This window comes from Streptomyces sp. NBC_00820, assembly GCF_036347055.1.
GTDB lineage: Bacteria > Actinomycetota > Actinomycetes > Streptomycetales > Streptomycetaceae > Streptomyces.
The window spans coordinates 4,977,726-4,993,210 of the sequence record NZ_CP108882.1 but is presented as its reverse complement, the minus strand read 5'-3'; the positions used below and the strand labels follow the sequence as shown (position 1 = coordinate 4,993,210).

General features: G+C 71.2%; 18 protein-coding genes. 10 read left to right on the top strand and 8 right to left on the bottom strand.

The genetic code is table 11. From position 1 onward, the window contains the following. Positions 1-42: 42 nt before the first annotated feature. Positions 43-1,419 (top strand): FG-GAP and VCBS repeat-containing protein, encoded by a 1,377-nt coding sequence (locus OIB37_RS22645; protein ID WP_330459425.1) that lies wholly within the window; start codon positions 43-45, stop codon positions 1,417-1,419. Positions 1,420-1,535: 116 nt separating this feature from the next. On the opposite strand, the gene OIB37_RS22640 is transcribed toward OIB37_RS22645, so the two are convergent. From OIB37_RS22640 to OIB37_RS22630, 3 genes are all read right to left on the bottom strand, one after another. After that, on the bottom strand, positions 1,536-1,799 hold the full coding sequence (locus OIB37_RS22640; protein ID WP_330459424.1) for a TM2 domain-containing protein: 264 nt from the start codon (positions 1,797-1,799) through the stop codon (positions 1,536-1,538). A gap of 199 nt (positions 1,800-1,998) precedes the next feature. Then, entirely contained in the window at positions 1,999-2,406 is a 408-nt protein-coding gene (locus OIB37_RS22635) for a DUF2752 domain-containing protein (RefSeq protein WP_443058191.1), read from the bottom strand. Further along, positions 2,399-2,842, bottom strand: coding sequence for a TM2 domain-containing protein (locus OIB37_RS22630; RefSeq protein WP_330459423.1), 444 nt, complete (start codon positions 2,840-2,842; stop codon positions 2,399-2,401). The genes OIB37_RS22635 and OIB37_RS22630 overlap by 8 nt, the downstream gene beginning before the upstream one ends. 143 nt (positions 2,843-2,985) lie before the next feature. Here OIB37_RS22630 and OIB37_RS22625 point away from each other — a divergent pair, with 143 nt between their 5' ends. From OIB37_RS22625 to OIB37_RS22610, 4 genes are all read left to right on the top strand, one after another. Then, positions 2,986-3,396, top strand: a complete 411-nt coding sequence (locus tag OIB37_RS22625; RefSeq protein WP_330459422.1) for a VOC family protein — start codon at positions 2,986-2,988, stop codon at positions 3,394-3,396. Positions 3,397-3,491: 95 nt separating this feature from the next. Next, positions 3,492-3,899 (top strand): hypothetical protein, encoded by a 408-nt coding sequence (locus tag OIB37_RS22620; RefSeq protein ID WP_330459421.1) that lies wholly within the window; start codon positions 3,492-3,494, stop codon positions 3,897-3,899. Continuing rightward, positions 3,896-4,549: a thiol-disulfide oxidoreductase DCC family protein gene (locus OIB37_RS36330; RefSeq protein ID WP_443058190.1), complete on the top strand. Its 654-nt coding sequence runs from the start codon at positions 3,896-3,898 to the stop codon at positions 4,547-4,549. Before OIB37_RS22620 ends, OIB37_RS36330 begins: the two co-directional genes overlap by 4 nt. 9 nt (positions 4,550-4,558) lie before the next feature. Further along, positions 4,559-5,305, top strand: a complete 747-nt coding sequence (locus OIB37_RS22610; RefSeq protein WP_330459420.1) for a TetR/AcrR family transcriptional regulator — start codon at positions 4,559-4,561, stop codon at positions 5,303-5,305. 167 nt (positions 5,306-5,472) lie between these two features. Here the strand turns inward: OIB37_RS22610 and OIB37_RS22605 are convergent, their stop codons facing one another. Together OIB37_RS22605 and OIB37_RS22600 are read right to left on the bottom strand one after the other, a co-directional pair. After that, a complete protein-coding gene (locus tag OIB37_RS22605) occupies positions 5,473-7,017 on the bottom strand; it encodes an ABC transporter substrate-binding protein (RefSeq protein WP_330459419.1) in 1,545 nt (514 codons plus the stop codon). Between the two features lie 437 nt (positions 7,018-7,454). Then, positions 7,455-7,694 (bottom strand): SCO4848 family membrane protein, encoded by a 240-nt coding sequence (locus OIB37_RS22600; protein WP_330459418.1) that lies wholly within the window; start codon positions 7,692-7,694, stop codon positions 7,455-7,457. 91 nt (positions 7,695-7,785) lie between these two features. Between OIB37_RS22600 and OIB37_RS22595 the strand changes: the two genes are divergently transcribed. Next, positions 7,786-9,087 carry a D-alanyl-D-alanine carboxypeptidase family protein gene (locus tag OIB37_RS22595; protein ID WP_330459417.1) on the top strand — a complete coding sequence of 434 codons (1,302 nt, stop codon included), beginning with the start codon at positions 7,786-7,788 and terminating at the stop codon, positions 9,085-9,087. Here OIB37_RS22595 and OIB37_RS22590 read toward each other — a convergent pair. After that, positions 9,035-9,943, bottom strand: coding sequence for a YihY/virulence factor BrkB family protein (locus tag OIB37_RS22590; RefSeq protein ID WP_330459416.1), 909 nt, complete (start codon positions 9,941-9,943; stop codon positions 9,035-9,037). The genes OIB37_RS22595 and OIB37_RS22590 overlap by 53 nt on opposite strands. Before the next feature lie 83 nt (positions 9,944-10,026). Between OIB37_RS22590 and OIB37_RS22585 the strand changes: the two genes are divergently transcribed. Continuing rightward, entirely contained in the window at positions 10,027-10,782 is a 756-nt protein-coding gene (locus OIB37_RS22585; RefSeq protein ID WP_330459415.1) for a decaprenylphospho-beta-D-erythro-pentofuranosid-2-ulose 2-reductase, read from the top strand. 260 nt (positions 10,783-11,042) lie between these two features. Here the strand turns inward: OIB37_RS22585 and OIB37_RS22580 are convergent, their stop codons facing one another. Then, entirely contained in the window at positions 11,043-11,621 is a 579-nt protein-coding gene (locus OIB37_RS22580) for a 2'-5' RNA ligase family protein (protein WP_330459414.1), read from the bottom strand. Between the two features lie 219 nt (positions 11,622-11,840). Beyond that, positions 11,841-12,854 carry a tryptophan--tRNA ligase gene (trpS, locus tag OIB37_RS22575; protein ID WP_330459413.1) on the bottom strand — a complete coding sequence of 338 codons (1,014 nt, stop codon included), beginning with the start codon at positions 12,852-12,854 and terminating at the stop codon, positions 11,841-11,843. Positions 12,855-12,985: 131 nt separating this feature from the next. Here trpS and OIB37_RS22570 point away from each other — a divergent pair, with 131 nt between their 5' ends. The 3 genes from OIB37_RS22570 to OIB37_RS22560 all read left to right on the top strand — a co-directional run bounded on the left by OIB37_RS22570 (position 12,986) and on the right by OIB37_RS22560 (position 15,460). After that, the gene (locus tag OIB37_RS22570; protein ID WP_330459412.1) at positions 12,986-13,546 is read left to right on the top strand and encodes an RNA polymerase sigma factor; all 561 of its coding nucleotides are present in this window, start codon (positions 12,986-12,988) and stop codon (positions 13,544-13,546) included. 169 nt (positions 13,547-13,715) lie between these two features. Continuing rightward, on the top strand, positions 13,716-14,615 hold the full coding sequence (locus OIB37_RS22565; protein ID WP_330459411.1) for a hypothetical protein: 900 nt from the start codon (positions 13,716-13,718) through the stop codon (positions 14,613-14,615). 125 nt (positions 14,616-14,740) lie between these two features. Next, positions 14,741-15,460 (top strand): hypothetical protein, encoded by a 720-nt coding sequence (locus tag OIB37_RS22560; protein WP_330459410.1) that lies wholly within the window; start codon positions 14,741-14,743, stop codon positions 15,458-15,460. Positions 15,461-15,485: the final 25 nt, after the last annotated feature.

The following is a 15,485-nucleotide window of genomic DNA, read 5'->3' as shown; positions in this document are numbered from 1 at the left end:
CCCTGTCGTAGGTCTCCTCTGTACTTGATCACAGGAGACACATTGCTCACGCACAAGAAACTGCGGCTGGTTCTCGCGACGGTGACGGCCGCGTCACTGACCGGCGGGCTGGTCGTCCTGGCGGCTCAGACGGCCACCGCGGCCACGCCCGCCAAGTACGCCGACGACTTCAACGGGGACGGCTACCGGGACTACGCGTCCGGCTGGGCCGGCGAGGTCACGGTCACGTACGGCACGGCGGCGGGCCCCGCCGGCACGTCGAAGACGTTCAGCCAGAACAGCGCCGGCATACCCGGAACCTCCGGCGACGCCGGCGGGTACGCCGACGGGTTCGGCGAGCAGCTCGCGAACGCGGACTTCAACCGCGACGGTTACGCCGACCTCGCGGTTGCCGACAACAGCGAGAAGGTGGGCACGAAGGCCGGGGCGGGCGCGGTCACCATCCTGTGGGGCGCCAAGTCGGGCCTGGGCACCAAGGCTACGCGGATTCCCGTCACCGCCCATGCCGGCTACGGGTTCGGCGCGGCCCTCGCGAGCGGTGACTTCAACGGTGACGGAAAGGCCGACCTGGCCGTCGCCGACGGCGTGGGCACGGTCTACGTCTACCGGGGCGGCTTCTCCCAGTCCGGTACGACGGGCAAGGTGACCAAGCACGAACGTCCCGTCGCCGCCGGCCCGCTGGAGCCGACCGCCCTGGTCGCCGGAAAGGTCGACAAGGACAAGGCGACCGACCTGTACGTCCTCGGACAGGGCTACAAGAACGACAAGATGACCCAGGCGGCCTGGTTCCTGCACGGCGGCAGCACCGTCACGGCGGGCAAGCTCATCACGTACGACACCTCGTCGCCCGACTACAGCCCGGCCGGAGTCATCGCCGACTTCGACAAGAACGGCTACGGGGACCTCGCCGTCAGCGACACCCCGTACAACAGGGGCGCGGGCTCGGTCGTCGTCCTGCGCGGCGGCACCAGCGGCCCGACCACCTCCTACCGTCTGTCCCAGGCGACGTCGGGTGTGGCCGGCACCGCCACGGCGCACGACGGCTTCGGCTCCGCCCTCTCCGCAGCCGACACCAACCGCGACGGCTACCCGGACCTGGCGGTGGGCGTGCCCGAGAAGAAGGTCGGCTCCACCAAGACCGCGGGCGGCGTCCACGTCCTGCGGGGCGGGGCGCACGGTCTCACCGGGACCGGCTCGCAGTGGTTCACCCGCGCCACGGCGGGCGTGCCCGGCAGCCCCACCGAGTACGAGATGCTGGGCCTGCACGTCCGCCTGCGCGACATCGACCGCGACGGCGACGCGGACCTGCTGATGTCCGGTGACTTCTACCACCCGAGCGTGGTGCTCCGGGCGGGCACGTCCGGGATCACGACCACCGGCGCGACCGAGACCGAACTCGACCCCGGCTTCCCGCAGTAGGCCTCGCCGTCGGTCGGCTTCCGACAGCCCGAGGGCCCCGTTTCCGCGGTACCGGAGACGGGGCCCTCGGGCGTTGCGGCGCTGCGACGGCACGGAGCCCGTCGCCGGTGCCGGGGTCAGCCGCGCAGCACGCGGCCCTGGCTGTCCGTGCGGTCGTTGCTCGTGAGGAAGATGATGCCGTCGATCAGCGCCCAGAAGCCGAGGCCGCCGCAGGTGAAGAGCTGGGCCAGCGCGACACCGGTGTTGCCGACGTAGAAGCGGCCGGCGCCGAACCCGCCCAGGAAGATCTGCAGCAGACCCGCGACGACCTTGGACTTGTCGGAGTACGGACGGCCCTGCGGGTCGACGCCGAAGGGGGCCTCAGGGGTGGGGACGCTCATGCGAGTTGCTCCTGGAAGTGCCGTAGGGATCTCGGGCAGGCGGGATCCCACGGCGAAGTGCGTGCCTCGTCGTCCCCCCTGTGAGCCGCGATCTTAGGGAGGCCAATGAGGCACACGGGAGACAAGTCGAACTTTCGTTCCCGTTCCGTGATGAATTTCGTTTTGACCAACTCCCGTTCCAGGGAAGGTCACATGCGCGTCAGATGACGTTGCGCAGTACGGTCCACGCCACCGCGAGCAGCAGCACCGCCGCCTGGCCGCGGGGGCTCATCCGGGGCCGCCAGCGACGCCCCCGCAGGCCCTCCACCGCCCAGCACCCCAGCAGGGCCAGCGCGTACGGCGAGGCCAGCAGCAGGGCCCGGTTGTCCAGCCATGCCTCGGCGAAGTGGCCGTGCATCAGGTCGTACACCATGCGGGTGCCGCCGCAGGCCGGGCAGAGAAGGCCCGTCACCAGGCGGAAGGGGCAGCCGGGCAGGACGTGGCCGGGCTGGTGCGGATCGGTGCCGTAGAGGTAGGCGGCGCCCGCCACGCCGGCGGTGAGCACCGCGAGGGGCGCCACCGCCGGATGACGGAGGAGGGAGCCGGTGGGAGCCACGGCTTCAGCCACGCAGGGGCCGGCCCTCGGCGTCGGTCTGGTTGTCGCTGGCCAGCAGGATGATGCCGTCGACCAGCGCCCACACGCCGAGGCCGCCACAGGTGAAGAGCTGGGCCAGGCCCATGCCGACGTTGCCCAGGTAGAAGCGGCCGACGCCGAAGTGACCGAGGAAGATCTGCAGCAGACCGGCGGTGAGCTTCGACTTCTCGGAGTACGGGCGCCCGAAGAAGTCGTAGCCGTAGGGGGCGTTGGGGTCCCCGGTGTACGTCCCCGGCGGGACGGCGCCCGGCGGCGGGTACCCCTGCTGCGGATAACCCTGCTGCGGGTATCCCTGCTGAGGGCCCCCCTGCGGCGGCCTGCCCTGCTGAGGGTGCCCGTAGGGGTCGCCCGACGGCTGGTTGGGGTATCCGTAACCGCTCGGGCCCGGCTGCTGCGGCTGCTCGGTCAAGGCGACTGCTCCTGGAGTTCCGTGCGGAATACCCGCGGAAGACAAGATGACGATAAGTGCGGCTCATCATGCCAGGTGCCACCGGACGTACCGCTCGGGCATGTCGGCGGCCGACGGCGTTGCCGTCCACCTAATCTGACGGCATGTCAGATGACGAGTCGTACGAACTGCTCGGGTTCGACCACGCGGTCCTGCCCGTCGGGGATCTCGGCGAGGCCGTGGACTTCTACTGCCGGGCGGGCTTCTCGGTGGGCTTCCGGTTCGACGAGGGCGGGATCGCCTCCCTGAAGGTGGGCGGCGAGACGCCGGGGATCCTGCTGCGGACCGAGGAGGGATTCGGGCACCGGCCACCGCCCTGGCCCTCGCCGCACGTGTGGCTGGAGGTGCCGGACGCGCGCACGGCGGCACGGGAGTTGACCGCGGCCGGCATCACGGCACTGGACGGACCCTTCTCGACGGCCACCGGCTGGACCGTCGAGATCGCCGACCCGTGGGGGAACGTCCTGGGGTTCACGGACTACACCAAGCGTCCGGAACTGGGGCGCAGGAGCTGACACTTCGCACCCCGACCCAAGGGTTGAACGCGTTCAAAAACAGGTCTACAGTCATCCCCGTCAGCGTTTTGAACGCGTTCAAGAAGGGGTGGGGCATGGACCGCACCGTCATCGCCTACGTCATCTACCTGGTCGTCAGCATCGCGCTGACCATCTGGGTGGCCCGCACGCTCAGCCGCAACGGACGGATCTTCCTCGCCGACGTGCTGCGCGGCAACGAGAAGCTCGCCGACGCCGTCAACCACCTGCTGGTGGTCGGCTTCTACCTCGTCAACCTGGGCTTCGTGGCGCTGTACCTGAGCGACAGCGGGAACATCGACGACACCCGCGGCATCTTCGAGGCCCTGTCGACCAAGCTGGGCGTGGTGCTGCTGGTGCTCGGCGTGATGCACCTGGGCAACGTGTACGTGCTCAACAAGATCCGGCGGCGCGGGATCATGGAGGGGCAGCAGGTGCCGCCCGTGGCGCCGCAGGGGTGGATCGCCCCGACGGTCGGGGCGTGAGCGCCGTGACCGCCACCGAGGGCCGGGCCGCCGCAGGCGTCCCGGTCCGCGGGCTGACCGTCCTGTACGACGCCCGGTGCGCCCTCTGCACGCACCTGCGCGGCTGGCTCGCACGGCAGCCGCAGCTGGTGCCGCTGGACCTGGTACCGGCCGGATCGGAGTGGGCCCGCACCCACTTCCCCGGCCTCGACCACGCCGCCACCCTCGACGAGATCACCGTGGTCGGCGACAGCGGTCAGGTCTACACCGGCTCCCGCGCCTGGATCGTCGTCCTGTGGGCTCTGCGCGAGCACCGCCCGCTCGCACACCGGCTGAGCACCCCCTCCGGCGCCTGGCTCGCCCGCGGCGCCGTACTGGCCGCCGCGAAGTGGCGGGACGGGGCGGGCCGGCGGGGCACCCGGGCACCGAGCGCGGCGGGACGGGGCGTCCCGGCGCGGAACGTGGCACGGCAGGGCGCTCCGGCCTGGCACGCGGCGACACAGGGGAACGCCGCGCGGGGAGCCGGGGCGCAGGGGAACGCCGCGCGGGGAACCGGGGCGCCGGCCGCCGGGGTGACCCACCGGCGGCCGGACGGGTGGGTCTACCACCCCGCGCAGGGCTGGGTCCACGATCCGCCGTCCTGCTCGGACGGGTCCTGCGCCACTCGTTAGGCTCCTCTCGTGCCCGCGAAGAACGACGGCCCCGACGCGGCCGAACCCCAGACCACCAAGTCCGAGCAGACCCGCGCGCTGATCCTGGAGACCGCGATGCGGATGTTCCAGGAGCGCGGCTACGACAAGACGACGATGCGGGCCATCGCCCAGGAGGCCGGGGTCTCCGTCGGCAACGCCTACTACTACTTCGCGGGCAAGGAGCACCTGATCCAGGGCTTCTACGACCGGATCGCCACCGAACACCAGATGGCGGTCCGGGAGGTCCTGGACCGGGAGACCGACCTGGAGGCCCGGATCGCGGGCGTGCTGACCGCATGGCTGGACATCGCCAAGCCGTACCACGAGTTCGCGGTCCAGTTCTTCAAGAACGCCGCCGACCCCGACAGCCCGCTCAGCCCCTTCTCACCGGAGAGCGAGCACGCCCGTGAACAGGCGGTCCGCGTCCACCGCGAGGTGCTGGCCGGCTCCAAGTCCAAAGTGGCGCCCGAACTGCGGGACGTACTGCCCGAGTTGATGTGGCTCTCGCAGATGGGGCTCGTCCTGTACTGGGTCTTCGACCGCACCGAGGACCGGGAGCGCAGCTACCGGCTGGCCCGGCGCGGGGCCCGGCTGACCGCACGCGGAGTGGCCCTGGCCCGCTTCCGGGTGCTGCGCCCCCTGGTCCTGGAGGTCCACGAACTGTTCACGGACTTCCTGCCGGGAATGACGAAGGCACTGCCGGACCCGGGAGCCAGGGCACGGCGCGACGGCTGACCGCCCTGCCGGTGGCGAGGGCGGTGAGCCGAGTCCGTCCGGAGCGGACCGGAGCAGGCTACGTGGGCGGTCCGGAGCCGAGTCGATCCGGAGCCGGTCCGGAGCCGGTCCGAGCCGGATCCGGTCCGAGCCGGATCCGGGCCGAGCCGGATCCGGGCCGGGCGAGGTCAGATCCAGCCCAGGCGCCACAGGCGGAAGACGCCCGTGCCGTCCGCGAGGTACTGCCCGCCGCTGATGTCCCTGGTGCTGACCACGTACTCCTTGCCCTGCCACAGCGGGATCAGCGGCACGTCGGTGGCCACGTCCGCCTGGATGGTGCCGAAGTCCCTCTCCGCACGGCTGCGGTCGTCGTACCGCTGGCTGTCCTGGATGAGGGAGTCGACCACCTTGTTGCTGTAGCCGGTGCTCATGGTGGAGCCGGTGCCGACGAGTTGGGCGCCGAAGGTGTCCGGGTCGGGGTAGTCGGCGAGCCAGGTGACACCCCAGGCGTCCATCTTCCCCGCGGCCCAGAGCTTCTGGAACGCGGTCCACTCGTAGGCCTTGACGTCCACCTTGAACAGGCCGCCGGCCTCCAGCTGCCGCTTCAGCTCGGCGCTCTCCTCGGCGGACGCGCCACGCCCCCTGCCGTAGCCGAGGGTGAAGCGCACCGGCAGGGACACCCCGGCCTGGGTCAGCAGCTCCCGCGCCTTGCTGACGTTCTGCGTCGGGTAAGCGTCGAAGAAGGACGTGGTGTGGCCGGTGATGCCGGCCGGGATCAGCGAGTACAGCGGGTCGACCGTGCCCTGGTACACCTTGGCGGCCAGCTGGTCGCGGTTGACCAGCCAGGCCAGCGCGCGGCGCACGCGCGGGTCGTGCAGCGGGGCACCCGCGCGGGTGTTGAGGTACAGGTTGCGGGCTTGGGCGCTCTCCGTCTCGGTGACCCGCAGCTTCGGGTCACTCGGGTTCAGCTCGGACAGCACGCCCGGCGGCAGCGTCCGGGTGGCGACGTCGACCTGCCGGGCCCGCCAGGCGCTGTCGAGCTTCTGGGAGTCGGCGAAGTAATGCAGCTCGACGGGGCGGGGGCTCTCGCTGCCGTACCCGTTGTACCTGCCGTACGGCGTGAGGACGGCCTGCTTGCCCTTCGCGTACGACGTCAGTGTGTACGGGCCGGTGCCGTCGACGTCGTTGCCGGTCCGCAGCTTGTCGGCCGGGTACTTGTCCCGGTCGACGATCGCTCCGGCGCCCGTGGCGATCTTCAGCGGGAAGATGGCGTCCGGGGACGACAGATGGAAGACGACCGTCGTGTCGTTGTCGGCTGAGACCCTGCTCAAGGTGGTGAACAGGGACGACGGGCCGACGCTGGAATTGATCTTCTTCATCCGGTCGAAGGAGTACTTCACGTCCGCCGCGGTCATCTTGCGCCCGCTGGGGAAGCTGATGTCGTCCCGCAGCACACACCGGTACGTCCGGAGGTCGCCGCCCGGGAAGCCGCAGCTCTTCGCCGCGTCCGGGACCGGCGAGACGCCGCCCGGCCGGAAGGTCATCAGCGTCTGGAAGACGTTGTTGAACAGGGCCCAGGAACCGGCGTCATAGGCGCCGGCCGGGTCCAGGGACGTGATGGCGTCCGTCGTGCCGACCTTGATGGTCTTGTTCTTGTCACCCTGCGACGGCAGCAACTGCCAAACGCCGACCCCTACGACGGCGAGTGCAAGCAACGTCACGAGAATGCGCATGCGAAGCGATCGCATGGTGGTGCCCTCCCCAGGCCTGCCAGGGCCCTACCCCTGGCCCAGCACAAATTCGCCACATCCGTCGCGGCGCGGCTCACCTAATCACACGAATTTCACCTGGGGGAAGAGCAATCCGGCTGGATGAGCAAGAACTTACCGAGCCGTTGTCGCCGCGGGGTTTCACAGGCTCTCCACAGGGGCAGAGCGCGATTTCGGCATGGCCGATCGCGCCGGGGGCTCCGGCGCGGGGGTGACGGTGGTCAGGCGGGGTGGATTCCGGTGCCGCCAGGACGGCCGGGACAGCCACGATGGCTGGGACGGCCGGGACGATCAGGACGGCCAGGACAGCCGGAATTGCCGGGACTGCCGGGACTGGCGGGACTGCCAAGGACAGCCAGGACGGCGAGCGTGAGGGCGGTGACCGCCCCGCCGCGTCCGGGCTATGACGTCCGGCGCAGTGCGCGCAGTCCGCGCAACCCGATGACCCCGATGACCGTCCCCAATACGAAGGAGACGACCGCCAGCAGCAGGTGGACCCAGAAGTAGGCGGTCGGGTGCCCGTTGTCGAAGGCCAGACCGCTGCTGTCCTTGACCAGGTTCTTGATGAAAGTGACCCAGATGAACCAGCTCCACACCCCGAAGGCGAGCAGGAACCAGGAGACCGGGCGGCTGAGCTTCATACCCCCAGTATCACCGTCCGCCGTCCGCTTCCGAGCCCGGGGTGGAGTGGGAAGTGGGACTTCACTGCCCGTGAAAGGTACGTTCTCGACCGTGTCCGCTCCCAAGAAGACCGTCGGTCGATCTCTGTTGGTCGCCTCCGTCACACTTCTGTCCGTTTCCGTAGCCGCGCCGGCCGCCCTCGCGTCCCCGACGGCCCCCGCGACGAGTCCGGCCGCCACCCCGCCGGCGCGGATGTCACAGGTCGGCGGCGCCAGGCTCGGGCAGTCCGGCACCCAGGTGAACCCCGCCACCGGCGTCCCCGCGCTCCCCAAGGACCTCACCGCCCGCTCCTGGATCGTCTCCGACGCCGAGTCCGGCGAGGTGCTGGCCGCGCACAACGCGCACTGGCGGCTGCCCCCGGCGAGCACCCTGAAGATGCTGTTCGCGGACACGGTGCTGCCCAGGTTCCCGAGGTCGACGGAGCACCGGGTGGTGCCCCTCGACCTGGCCGGCATCGGGTCCGGTTCGAGCATGGTCGGGATAAGGGAGAACGAGACCTACACGGTCCACGACCTGTGGCTCGGCGTCTTCCTGCGCTCCGGCAACGACGCCGTCCACGTGCTGTCCTCGATGAACGGCGGCGTCAAGCAGACCGTCCGGGACATGCAGGCGCACGCGGGGCAGCTCCAGGCCCTGGACACCAACGTGGTCAGCCCCGACGGCTACGACGCCGACGGCCAGGTCTCCTCCGCGTACGACCTGAGCCTGTTCGCCCGCTCCGGGCTGCAGAAGAAGGACTTCCGGGAGTACTGCGCGACCGTGCGGGCCCAGTTCCCAGGCGGCACCGAGCGGGGCGGCAAGGGCAAGCCGGTCCGTAAGTCCTTCGAGATCCAGAACACCAACCGGCTGCTGAGCGGCGACGCCGACGTGCCGGTCTACCAGGGCATCGCCGGCGTGAAGAACGGCAACACCACCAACGCGGGCGCCACCTTCACCGGCGTCGCCGAGCGCGGCGGCAAGGTGCTGCTGGTCACGGTGATGAACCCGGAGAAGCACGAGCACAACGAGGTCTACAAGGAGGCCGCGAAGCTCTTCGACTGGGGCTTCCGGGCGGACGGCAAGGTCACGCCGGTCGGCGATCTGGTCCCGCCGAAGAACGTCGCGGGGCCCGGCACCGAGCCCAGTGCCTCCGCGTCCGCCTCGGCATCGGCGGCGGCCGCCGGAAAGACGCACGGCACGGACCGCGCCGGCTCCGAGCCGGTGGCCGGTGCCACCACGGGCGCCGACTCCAGCGGCGTCGGGATCGCCCTCGCCGTCGCCGGCGGCCTGCTGGCGCTGCTCGGGGCCGCGGCCTTCCTGGTCAACCGGCGCTGGCCGCTGCCGGACCTGATGCGCCGTCGGCCGCGTCCTTGACCGGGGGCTCCCCGTTCCGCGTCGCCGTCCAGGCCGCGCAGTACAGGAGGAGTTTCGAGGTGAAGTTGATCCACAGCAGCAGGGCCACGGGCACGCCGAACGCGCCGTACACGTTCTTCGTGGCGACGCCCTGGATGTAGCCGCTGAGCAGCAGCTTCAGCAGCTCGAAGCCGACCGCGCCGAGCAGGGCGGCCACCAGCAGGCGGCGGCGCGGCGGTTCGACCCCGGGCAGCAGGGTCAGGGCGTAGAGCAGCACCAGGAAGTCGGCGAGCACGGCGACGGCGAACGCGGCGACCCGCAGCAGGACGCTGCTCCAGCCGTGCTCGTCCAGGCCGAGCAGGCGCGTCAGCCAGCCGACGGCGGCCGAGGCCAGCCCGGAGGCGGCCAGCGTCACCAGCATGGCGCCGCCGAGGCCGATCAGGACGCCGGCGTCCTTGAGCCGGGCGAGCACCGGGTTCCCGCCGCGGTCGGGCAGCTCCCACACCGCGCGCAGGCAATCGCGCATCTGGGCCACCCAGTTGACGCCCGTGAACAGCAGCGCGGCACCCGCGATACCGCCGACGGTGCCGGCGTTGTGCACCAGACCGCTGAGGTCCAACTGCTGGGAGATTCCCGGGAACTGATCGGCGATCTTGTTCTCCACGGTCTTCTGCCGGGCCGGGTCGAGCGTGGCGGCGGCCACCGCGGCGGCCACGGTCAGCAGCGGGAACAGCGCGATGAAACTGGAGAACGTCATGGCCCCGGCGAGCCGCGACCACTTGACCTTGTCCAGTCGCTCGTACGACTGCCACGCGTGCGTCGCCATGAGCCAGGTGACGACCGGTCCGACCCCGGGCAGCTTCTTCAGCCAGTCCATGCCCTCTAATTAATCACCCATTGCGGGGAGCCGGGCGACGCGTCAGAACGTATCGCCCATATGAGGGCGATACGGTCGCGGGCATGTCTGCTGCCTTCGGTCCTCCCCAGTCCCTGCTCGTCCTCGGCGGCACGTCCGAGATCGCGCTGGCCACCGCGCGCCGGCTGATCGCCCGCCGTACCCGCACCGTCTGGCTCGCGGGCCGCCCCTCCCCCGCCCTGGACCAGGCCGCCGAGAGCCTGCGCACCCTCGGCGCCGACGTCCGTACCGTCGCCTTCGACGCCCTCGACCCCGAGTCCCACGAGGCGGTCCTCGGCAAGGTCTTCGCCGAGGGCGGCATCGACATGGTGCTGCTCGCCTTCGGCATCCTGGGCGACCAGGCCCACGACGAGCGCGACCCGCTGCGCGCGGTCCAGGTCGCGCAGACCAACTACACCGGGGCGGTCTCGGCCGGTCTGGTCAGTGCCCGCGCCCTGCAGAACCAGGGCCACGGCTCCCTGGTGGTCCTCTCCTCGGCCGCCGGTGAACGGGTGCGCCGCGCCGACTTCATCTACGGCTCCAGCAAGGCCGGCCTGGACGCCTTCGCCCAGGGACTCGGCGACGCCCTCCACGGCACCGGCGTGCACGTCATGGTCGTACGCCCCGGCTTCGTGCACACGAGGATGACGGACGGTCTGCCCCCGTCCCCGCTCGCCACCACCCCGGAGGCGGTGGCCACGGCCATCGAACTCGGCCTGCGCCGGCGCTCGGAGACGGTGTGGGTGCCCGGGTCGCTGCGCGTGCTGATGTCGGCCCTGCGGCACGCGCCGCGCGCGCTGTTCCGCAGACTGCCGCTCTGAACGCGGCCCTCCGGGCCGTGTCGGCGACGCAGCGCCGTCCGCCCGCGAGCCGGGCGGGACTTCCGCGAGGCAGGCGGGAGTTCGACGACAGGGCTTGGGGGGTGTCGTTTGGATCAGGTCGGATCAGGCCGCGGCGTCCGGTGCGGTGCCTCGGCGTGCGGCCGGATCGTCCTCGTACTGGGCGTACGTGGGTGATTCGGCCGTGCGGCGAGGTGCCGTGCCGGGGCGTCGCGGACCCGCGAAGATCGGGGAGACACCCCCTAGCAGCTCGCGATGGTGCCGTGCTCGATGCTCGCGGCCTGGGGCGGCACCACGGCACCGCCGAAGGCGTACTCGCGCAGCTTGCGCCACACCCCGTCGGGGCCCTGCTCGTACAGCGCGAAGCCGGCGCACGGCCACGCGGCCTCGAACGCGGCCAGTTCGGCGAAGGCGCGGTCCATCCCCGCTTCGTCGATGCCGTGGGCCACGGTGACGTGCGGGTGGTACGGGAACTGGAGCTCGCGCGCCACCGGCCCCGAGGAGTCCCGTACGCGCTGCTGGAGCAGGGTGCAGTCCTCGGCGCCCTCCAGGACGCGCACGTAGACCACCGGGGACAGGGGCCGGAAGGTACCGGTGCCGGACAGCCGCATCGGGAACGGACGGCCCGCCGCCGCGACCCCGGACAGGTGGGCGTCGACGGCCGGCAGGTCGGCCGCGTCCACCTCGGTCGGCGGGAGCAGGGTGACGTGCGTGGGGATGCCGTGAGCCGCGGCGTCGCCGAAGCCCGCGCGCCGCTCCTGGAGCAGGCTGCCGTGAGGCTCCGGGACCGCGATCGACACGCCGATCGTTACGGTCCCCACGTCGTCTCCTGTCCGTCGTGTGATGTCCGTCGTGTGATGTCTTCCCGGCCGGCGTCGTCCCGCCGTCCGGGCCACCGGCTTTCGACTGTAAGGCCACGGGTGTCCCGTGGGCAGGCGCAGCGGAAGTGATGTGCAGCGCTCTGCCCCGTCGGACATGTGTGCGGTCGTACGCCGTGCTGTTTCCAACGGGCCCCGGGATGCGCCGGGGCCCGGCCGGTCTCAGTGCTTGGCCGGCAGGAAGCCCACTCGGTCGTAGGCCTGCGCGAGGGTCTCCGCGGCGACCGCACGGGCCTTCTCCGCGCCCTTGGCGAGGATCGAGTCCAGCGTCTCGACGTCGTCCAGGTACTGCTGGGTGCGCTCGCGGAACGGCGTCACGAACTCGACCATGACCTCGGCGAGGTCGGTCTTGAGGGCGCCGTACATCTTGCCCTCGTAGTCCCGCTCCAGGTCGGCGATCGACTTGCCGGTGAGCGTGGAGTAGATGGTGAGGAGGTTCGACACGCCGGGCTTGTTCACGGTGTCGAAGCGGATCACCGTGTCGGTGTCGGTGACCGCGCTCTTGACCTTCTTCGCCGTCGCCTTCGGCTCGTCGAGCAGGTTGATGAGGCCCTTCGGCGTGGACGCCGACTTGCTCATCTTGATCGACGGGTCCTGAAGGTCGGCGATCTTCGCCGTCTCCTTGAGGATGTACGGCTTCGGGACGACGAAGGTCTCGCCGAAGCGGCCGTTGAAGCGCTCGGCCAGATCGCGCGTGAGCTCGATGTGCTGGCGCTGGTCCCCGCCGACGGGGACCTCGTTCGCCTGGTAGAGCAGGATGTCGGCAACCTGGAGGATCGGGTACGTGAACAGACCGACGGACGCGCGGTCGGCACCCTGCTTGGCGGACTTGTCCTTGAACTGCGTCATGCGGGAGGCCTCGCCGAAGCCGGCGAGGCAGTTCATGATCCAGGCGAGCTGGGCGTGCTCGGGGACGTGGCTCTGCACGAAGAGGGTGCAGCGGTCCGGGTCCAGTCCGGCGGCCAGCAGCTGGGCCGCGGCGAGCCGGGTGTTGGCGCGCAGCTCGGCCGGGTCCTGGGGGACCGTGATCGCGTGCAGGTCGACGACCATGTAGAAGGCGTCGTGGGATTCCTGCAGAGCCACCCACTGGCGGACGGCGCCCAGGTAGTTGCCGAGGTGGAACGAGCCCGCGGTGGGCTGGATCCCGGAGAGCACACGAGGTCGGTCAGAGGCCATGCTCACCATTCTCTCAGGTCCCGGGGGGCGATCCGGAACCGGCGGGAAACAGATGGGAACCGATCCCTCCTCGGCGGTGTAACAAGGGTGTGAGAACGCGGGAGGGGGGTCTCATCGCCGATGAGGCCGCGGTGATCGCTCGCGTACGCGCCGGGGAGCCGGAGGCGTACGCGGATCTGGTGCGGGCCCACACGGGCATCGCCCTGCGGGCGGCCGCGGCGCTCGGCGCGGGTGCGGACGCGGAGGACGTGGTGCAGCAGGCCTTCGTGAAGGCCTACTGCGCGCTGGGCCGGTTCAGGGACGGCGCGTCGTTCAAGCCGTGGCTGCTGGCCATCGTCGCCCATGAGACGAGGAACACGGTGCGGACGGCGGTGCGGCAGCGCACCCTCGCCGGGCGGGAGGCCGCCCTCGTCCGGGCCGAGCCGCTGATACCGGAATCGGCCGACCCGGCGGTGGCCACGCTCGAGACGGAGCGCCGCGCGGCCCTGCTGTCCGCCCTGGAGAAGCTGAGCGAGGAGCATCGCCTGGTCGTCACCTACCGCTATCTCCTGGAGATGAACGAGTCCGAGACCGCCCAGGCCCTCGGCTGGCCCCGGGGGACGGTCAAGTCCCGGCTGAACCGCGCCCTGCGGAAGCTGAGCCGGTTGCTGCCGGATTTCCAGCCTCGGGAAGGGGGTGAAGAGCGTGAGTGAGCCGTACGACGACGGGCCGTACGACGACGGTGAGCACGGCGTGGACGCGGACACTGGGGGCCCGGGTGCTCGTGGTGTCCGGGGCGATGGCGGGAGTGAGGACCGGAGCGGTCGCCGAAACCATGGCGGCAAGGCGCGGGGACGTGAGCGCGGGCGCGCTCGGGAGAGTGTGGCGCGGCTGCCGGAGGAGCTGCGGGAGCTCGGGCGGACGCTGAACCGACGGGAGACCGGCACGGCAGGCGGGGACGGCATGGCCGAGGACGCCGAGGACCCCGCAGGGGCCGCGGGCGCCGAGACGATGGTCGAGCGGGTGCTGGCGCAGATACTGGCCGAGCAGCTGCCCGTGCCGGCGGCCGAGGCGCCGAGAGCCCGCGAGCGGCTGAGCGCCGTCCGTCATTGGGCGCGTCTGCGGAGCCGTTCGCTGGTGGCGGTCCTCTGCGGTCTGCTGGCGGCGCTCGCGCTCACGCCCCCGGTGCGGGCGGCGGTCCTCGACTGGTTCGACTTCGGCGGCGTCGCGGTGCGCTACGACCCGGAGACGGTGCCCTCCCCGGGTGCCGAGGTGCCCGGCTGCGGACGCACGCTGTCCCTGGCGCAGGCGACGCGGCGGGCCGGCTTCGAGCCGCTGGTCCCGCGTGCGCTCGGGCGTCCGGACGCGGTGACGGTCACCCCGGAGCCGCACGGGCGCCTCCTGGTGAGCCTGTGCTGGCACGAGCGGGATCACACGGTCCGGCTGGACGAGTTCCCGGCGTCGCTGGACCCGGGCTTCACCAAGACCGTCCGGGAGCCGCCGCAGTGGCTGCCCCTGCGCGCAAAACCCAACGACGGCACGACCGACAACGCCCTCTGGTTCCCGCGACCGCATCTGCTGACCTTCTGGCTGGTGGACGACGACGGCCACCGGTTCGACCGCAGAGCGCGGACCGCCGGGCCGACGCTGCTGTGGATGCGCGCGAGCGGCGGAGCGCCGGGCGGCGCGGTGACGCTGCGGCTGGAGGGGGTCGCGTCACGGAACCAGGCTGTGGAGATCGCGAAGTCCCTCGCCGAGGGGCCGGAGACGTCCTCGAAATAGCGGGCGCCGGGTGGGAACCCCGGCGAGGCGGGCGGTGTACCAGAAGTGACACGCGGCTCGGGGCCGCCGGGAATCGACGCTTGGGGGATCGGATGACAAAAGGCAGGGTTCGTGAACTGGCAGCCTTGACAGGGGCGTTGGCGGCGCTGCTCGCGCTGCTGCTGTGGGGCGCCTCTTCCGCGGTGGCCGGTGGCCCGACGAGCGTGCTGGTGGGCTCACCCGAGAGCGAGAAAGCCACCGCGCTGTACTTCTCGGACCAGCGGTACGAGCAGTTGCAGCGGTTGCTGGGCCCGGTGGACAAGGGCGTGCGCAAGCCGCCGATGGAGGCCGGCATGGCCTCGGCCCGCCAGATCAATGTGACCTGGCTGGTGCACGACATGTCCCCATGGCGGATAGACCGGGTCTTCCCCCTCAAGTCCAAGCCCTACGCCGTCTGGATACACACGGCTGCCCACCCGGCCGAGTCCCCGAACGGCTACTGGCACCGCGCCGAACACCCCGACCAACTGCGCACGCTGCTCAAGGAGCTGGGCCTGATGGGCAAGGCCCGTGAGGGCGGCTTCAGTGGGGCCTTCCCGGGGCCCTGGCAGTCGGAGACACCGGGCACGACGACCGAGGAGCCGGCGGCCTCCGCACCTACGCTCTCCACGGGGACACGGGTAACGCGGGACACCGCCGCCGGCACCACCGACACGAGCGGCACGGACGGCAGCGGCTGGTGGTGGGCGATACCGGGCGCGGCAGTCGGGGCCGCGCTGGCCCTCCTGCTGCGACCCTTCGCCGTACACATGGCGTCGGCCGGACTGCGGCAGGAGGAGCGACAGCAGAAGCTGATCGATCTCTGAGCGGCTCTCCGACGCCCCCGCAGGG

Coding starts and splice junctions, on each gene's coding strand:
- OIB37_RS22640 (WP_330459424.1), bottom strand. CDS start 1,799: ATGAGCGTCCCCACCCCTGAGGCCCCCTTCGGCGTCGACCCGCAGGGC.
- OIB37_RS22625 (WP_330459422.1), top strand. CDS start 2,986: ATGTCAGATGACGAGTCGTACGAACTGCTCGGGTTCGACCACGCGGTC.
- OIB37_RS22620 (WP_330459421.1), top strand. CDS start 3,492: ATGGACCGCACCGTCATCGCCTACGTCATCTACCTGGTCGTCAGCATC.
- OIB37_RS22605 (WP_330459419.1), bottom strand. CDS start 7,017: ATGCGCATTCTCGTGACGTTGCTTGCACTCGCCGTCGTAGGGGTCGGC.
- OIB37_RS22600 (WP_330459418.1), bottom strand. CDS start 7,694: ATGAAGCTCAGCCGCCCGGTCTCCTGGTTCCTGCTCGCCTTCGGGGTG.
- OIB37_RS22590 (WP_330459416.1), bottom strand. CDS start 9,943: ATGGACTGGCTGAAGAAGCTGCCCGGGGTCGGACCGGTCGTCACCTGG.
- OIB37_RS22585 (WP_330459415.1), top strand. CDS start 10,027: ATGTCTGCTGCCTTCGGTCCTCCCCAGTCCCTGCTCGTCCTCGGCGGC.
- trpS (WP_330459413.1), bottom strand. CDS start 12,854: ATGGCCTCTGACCGACCTCGTGTGCTCTCCGGGATCCAGCCCACCGCG.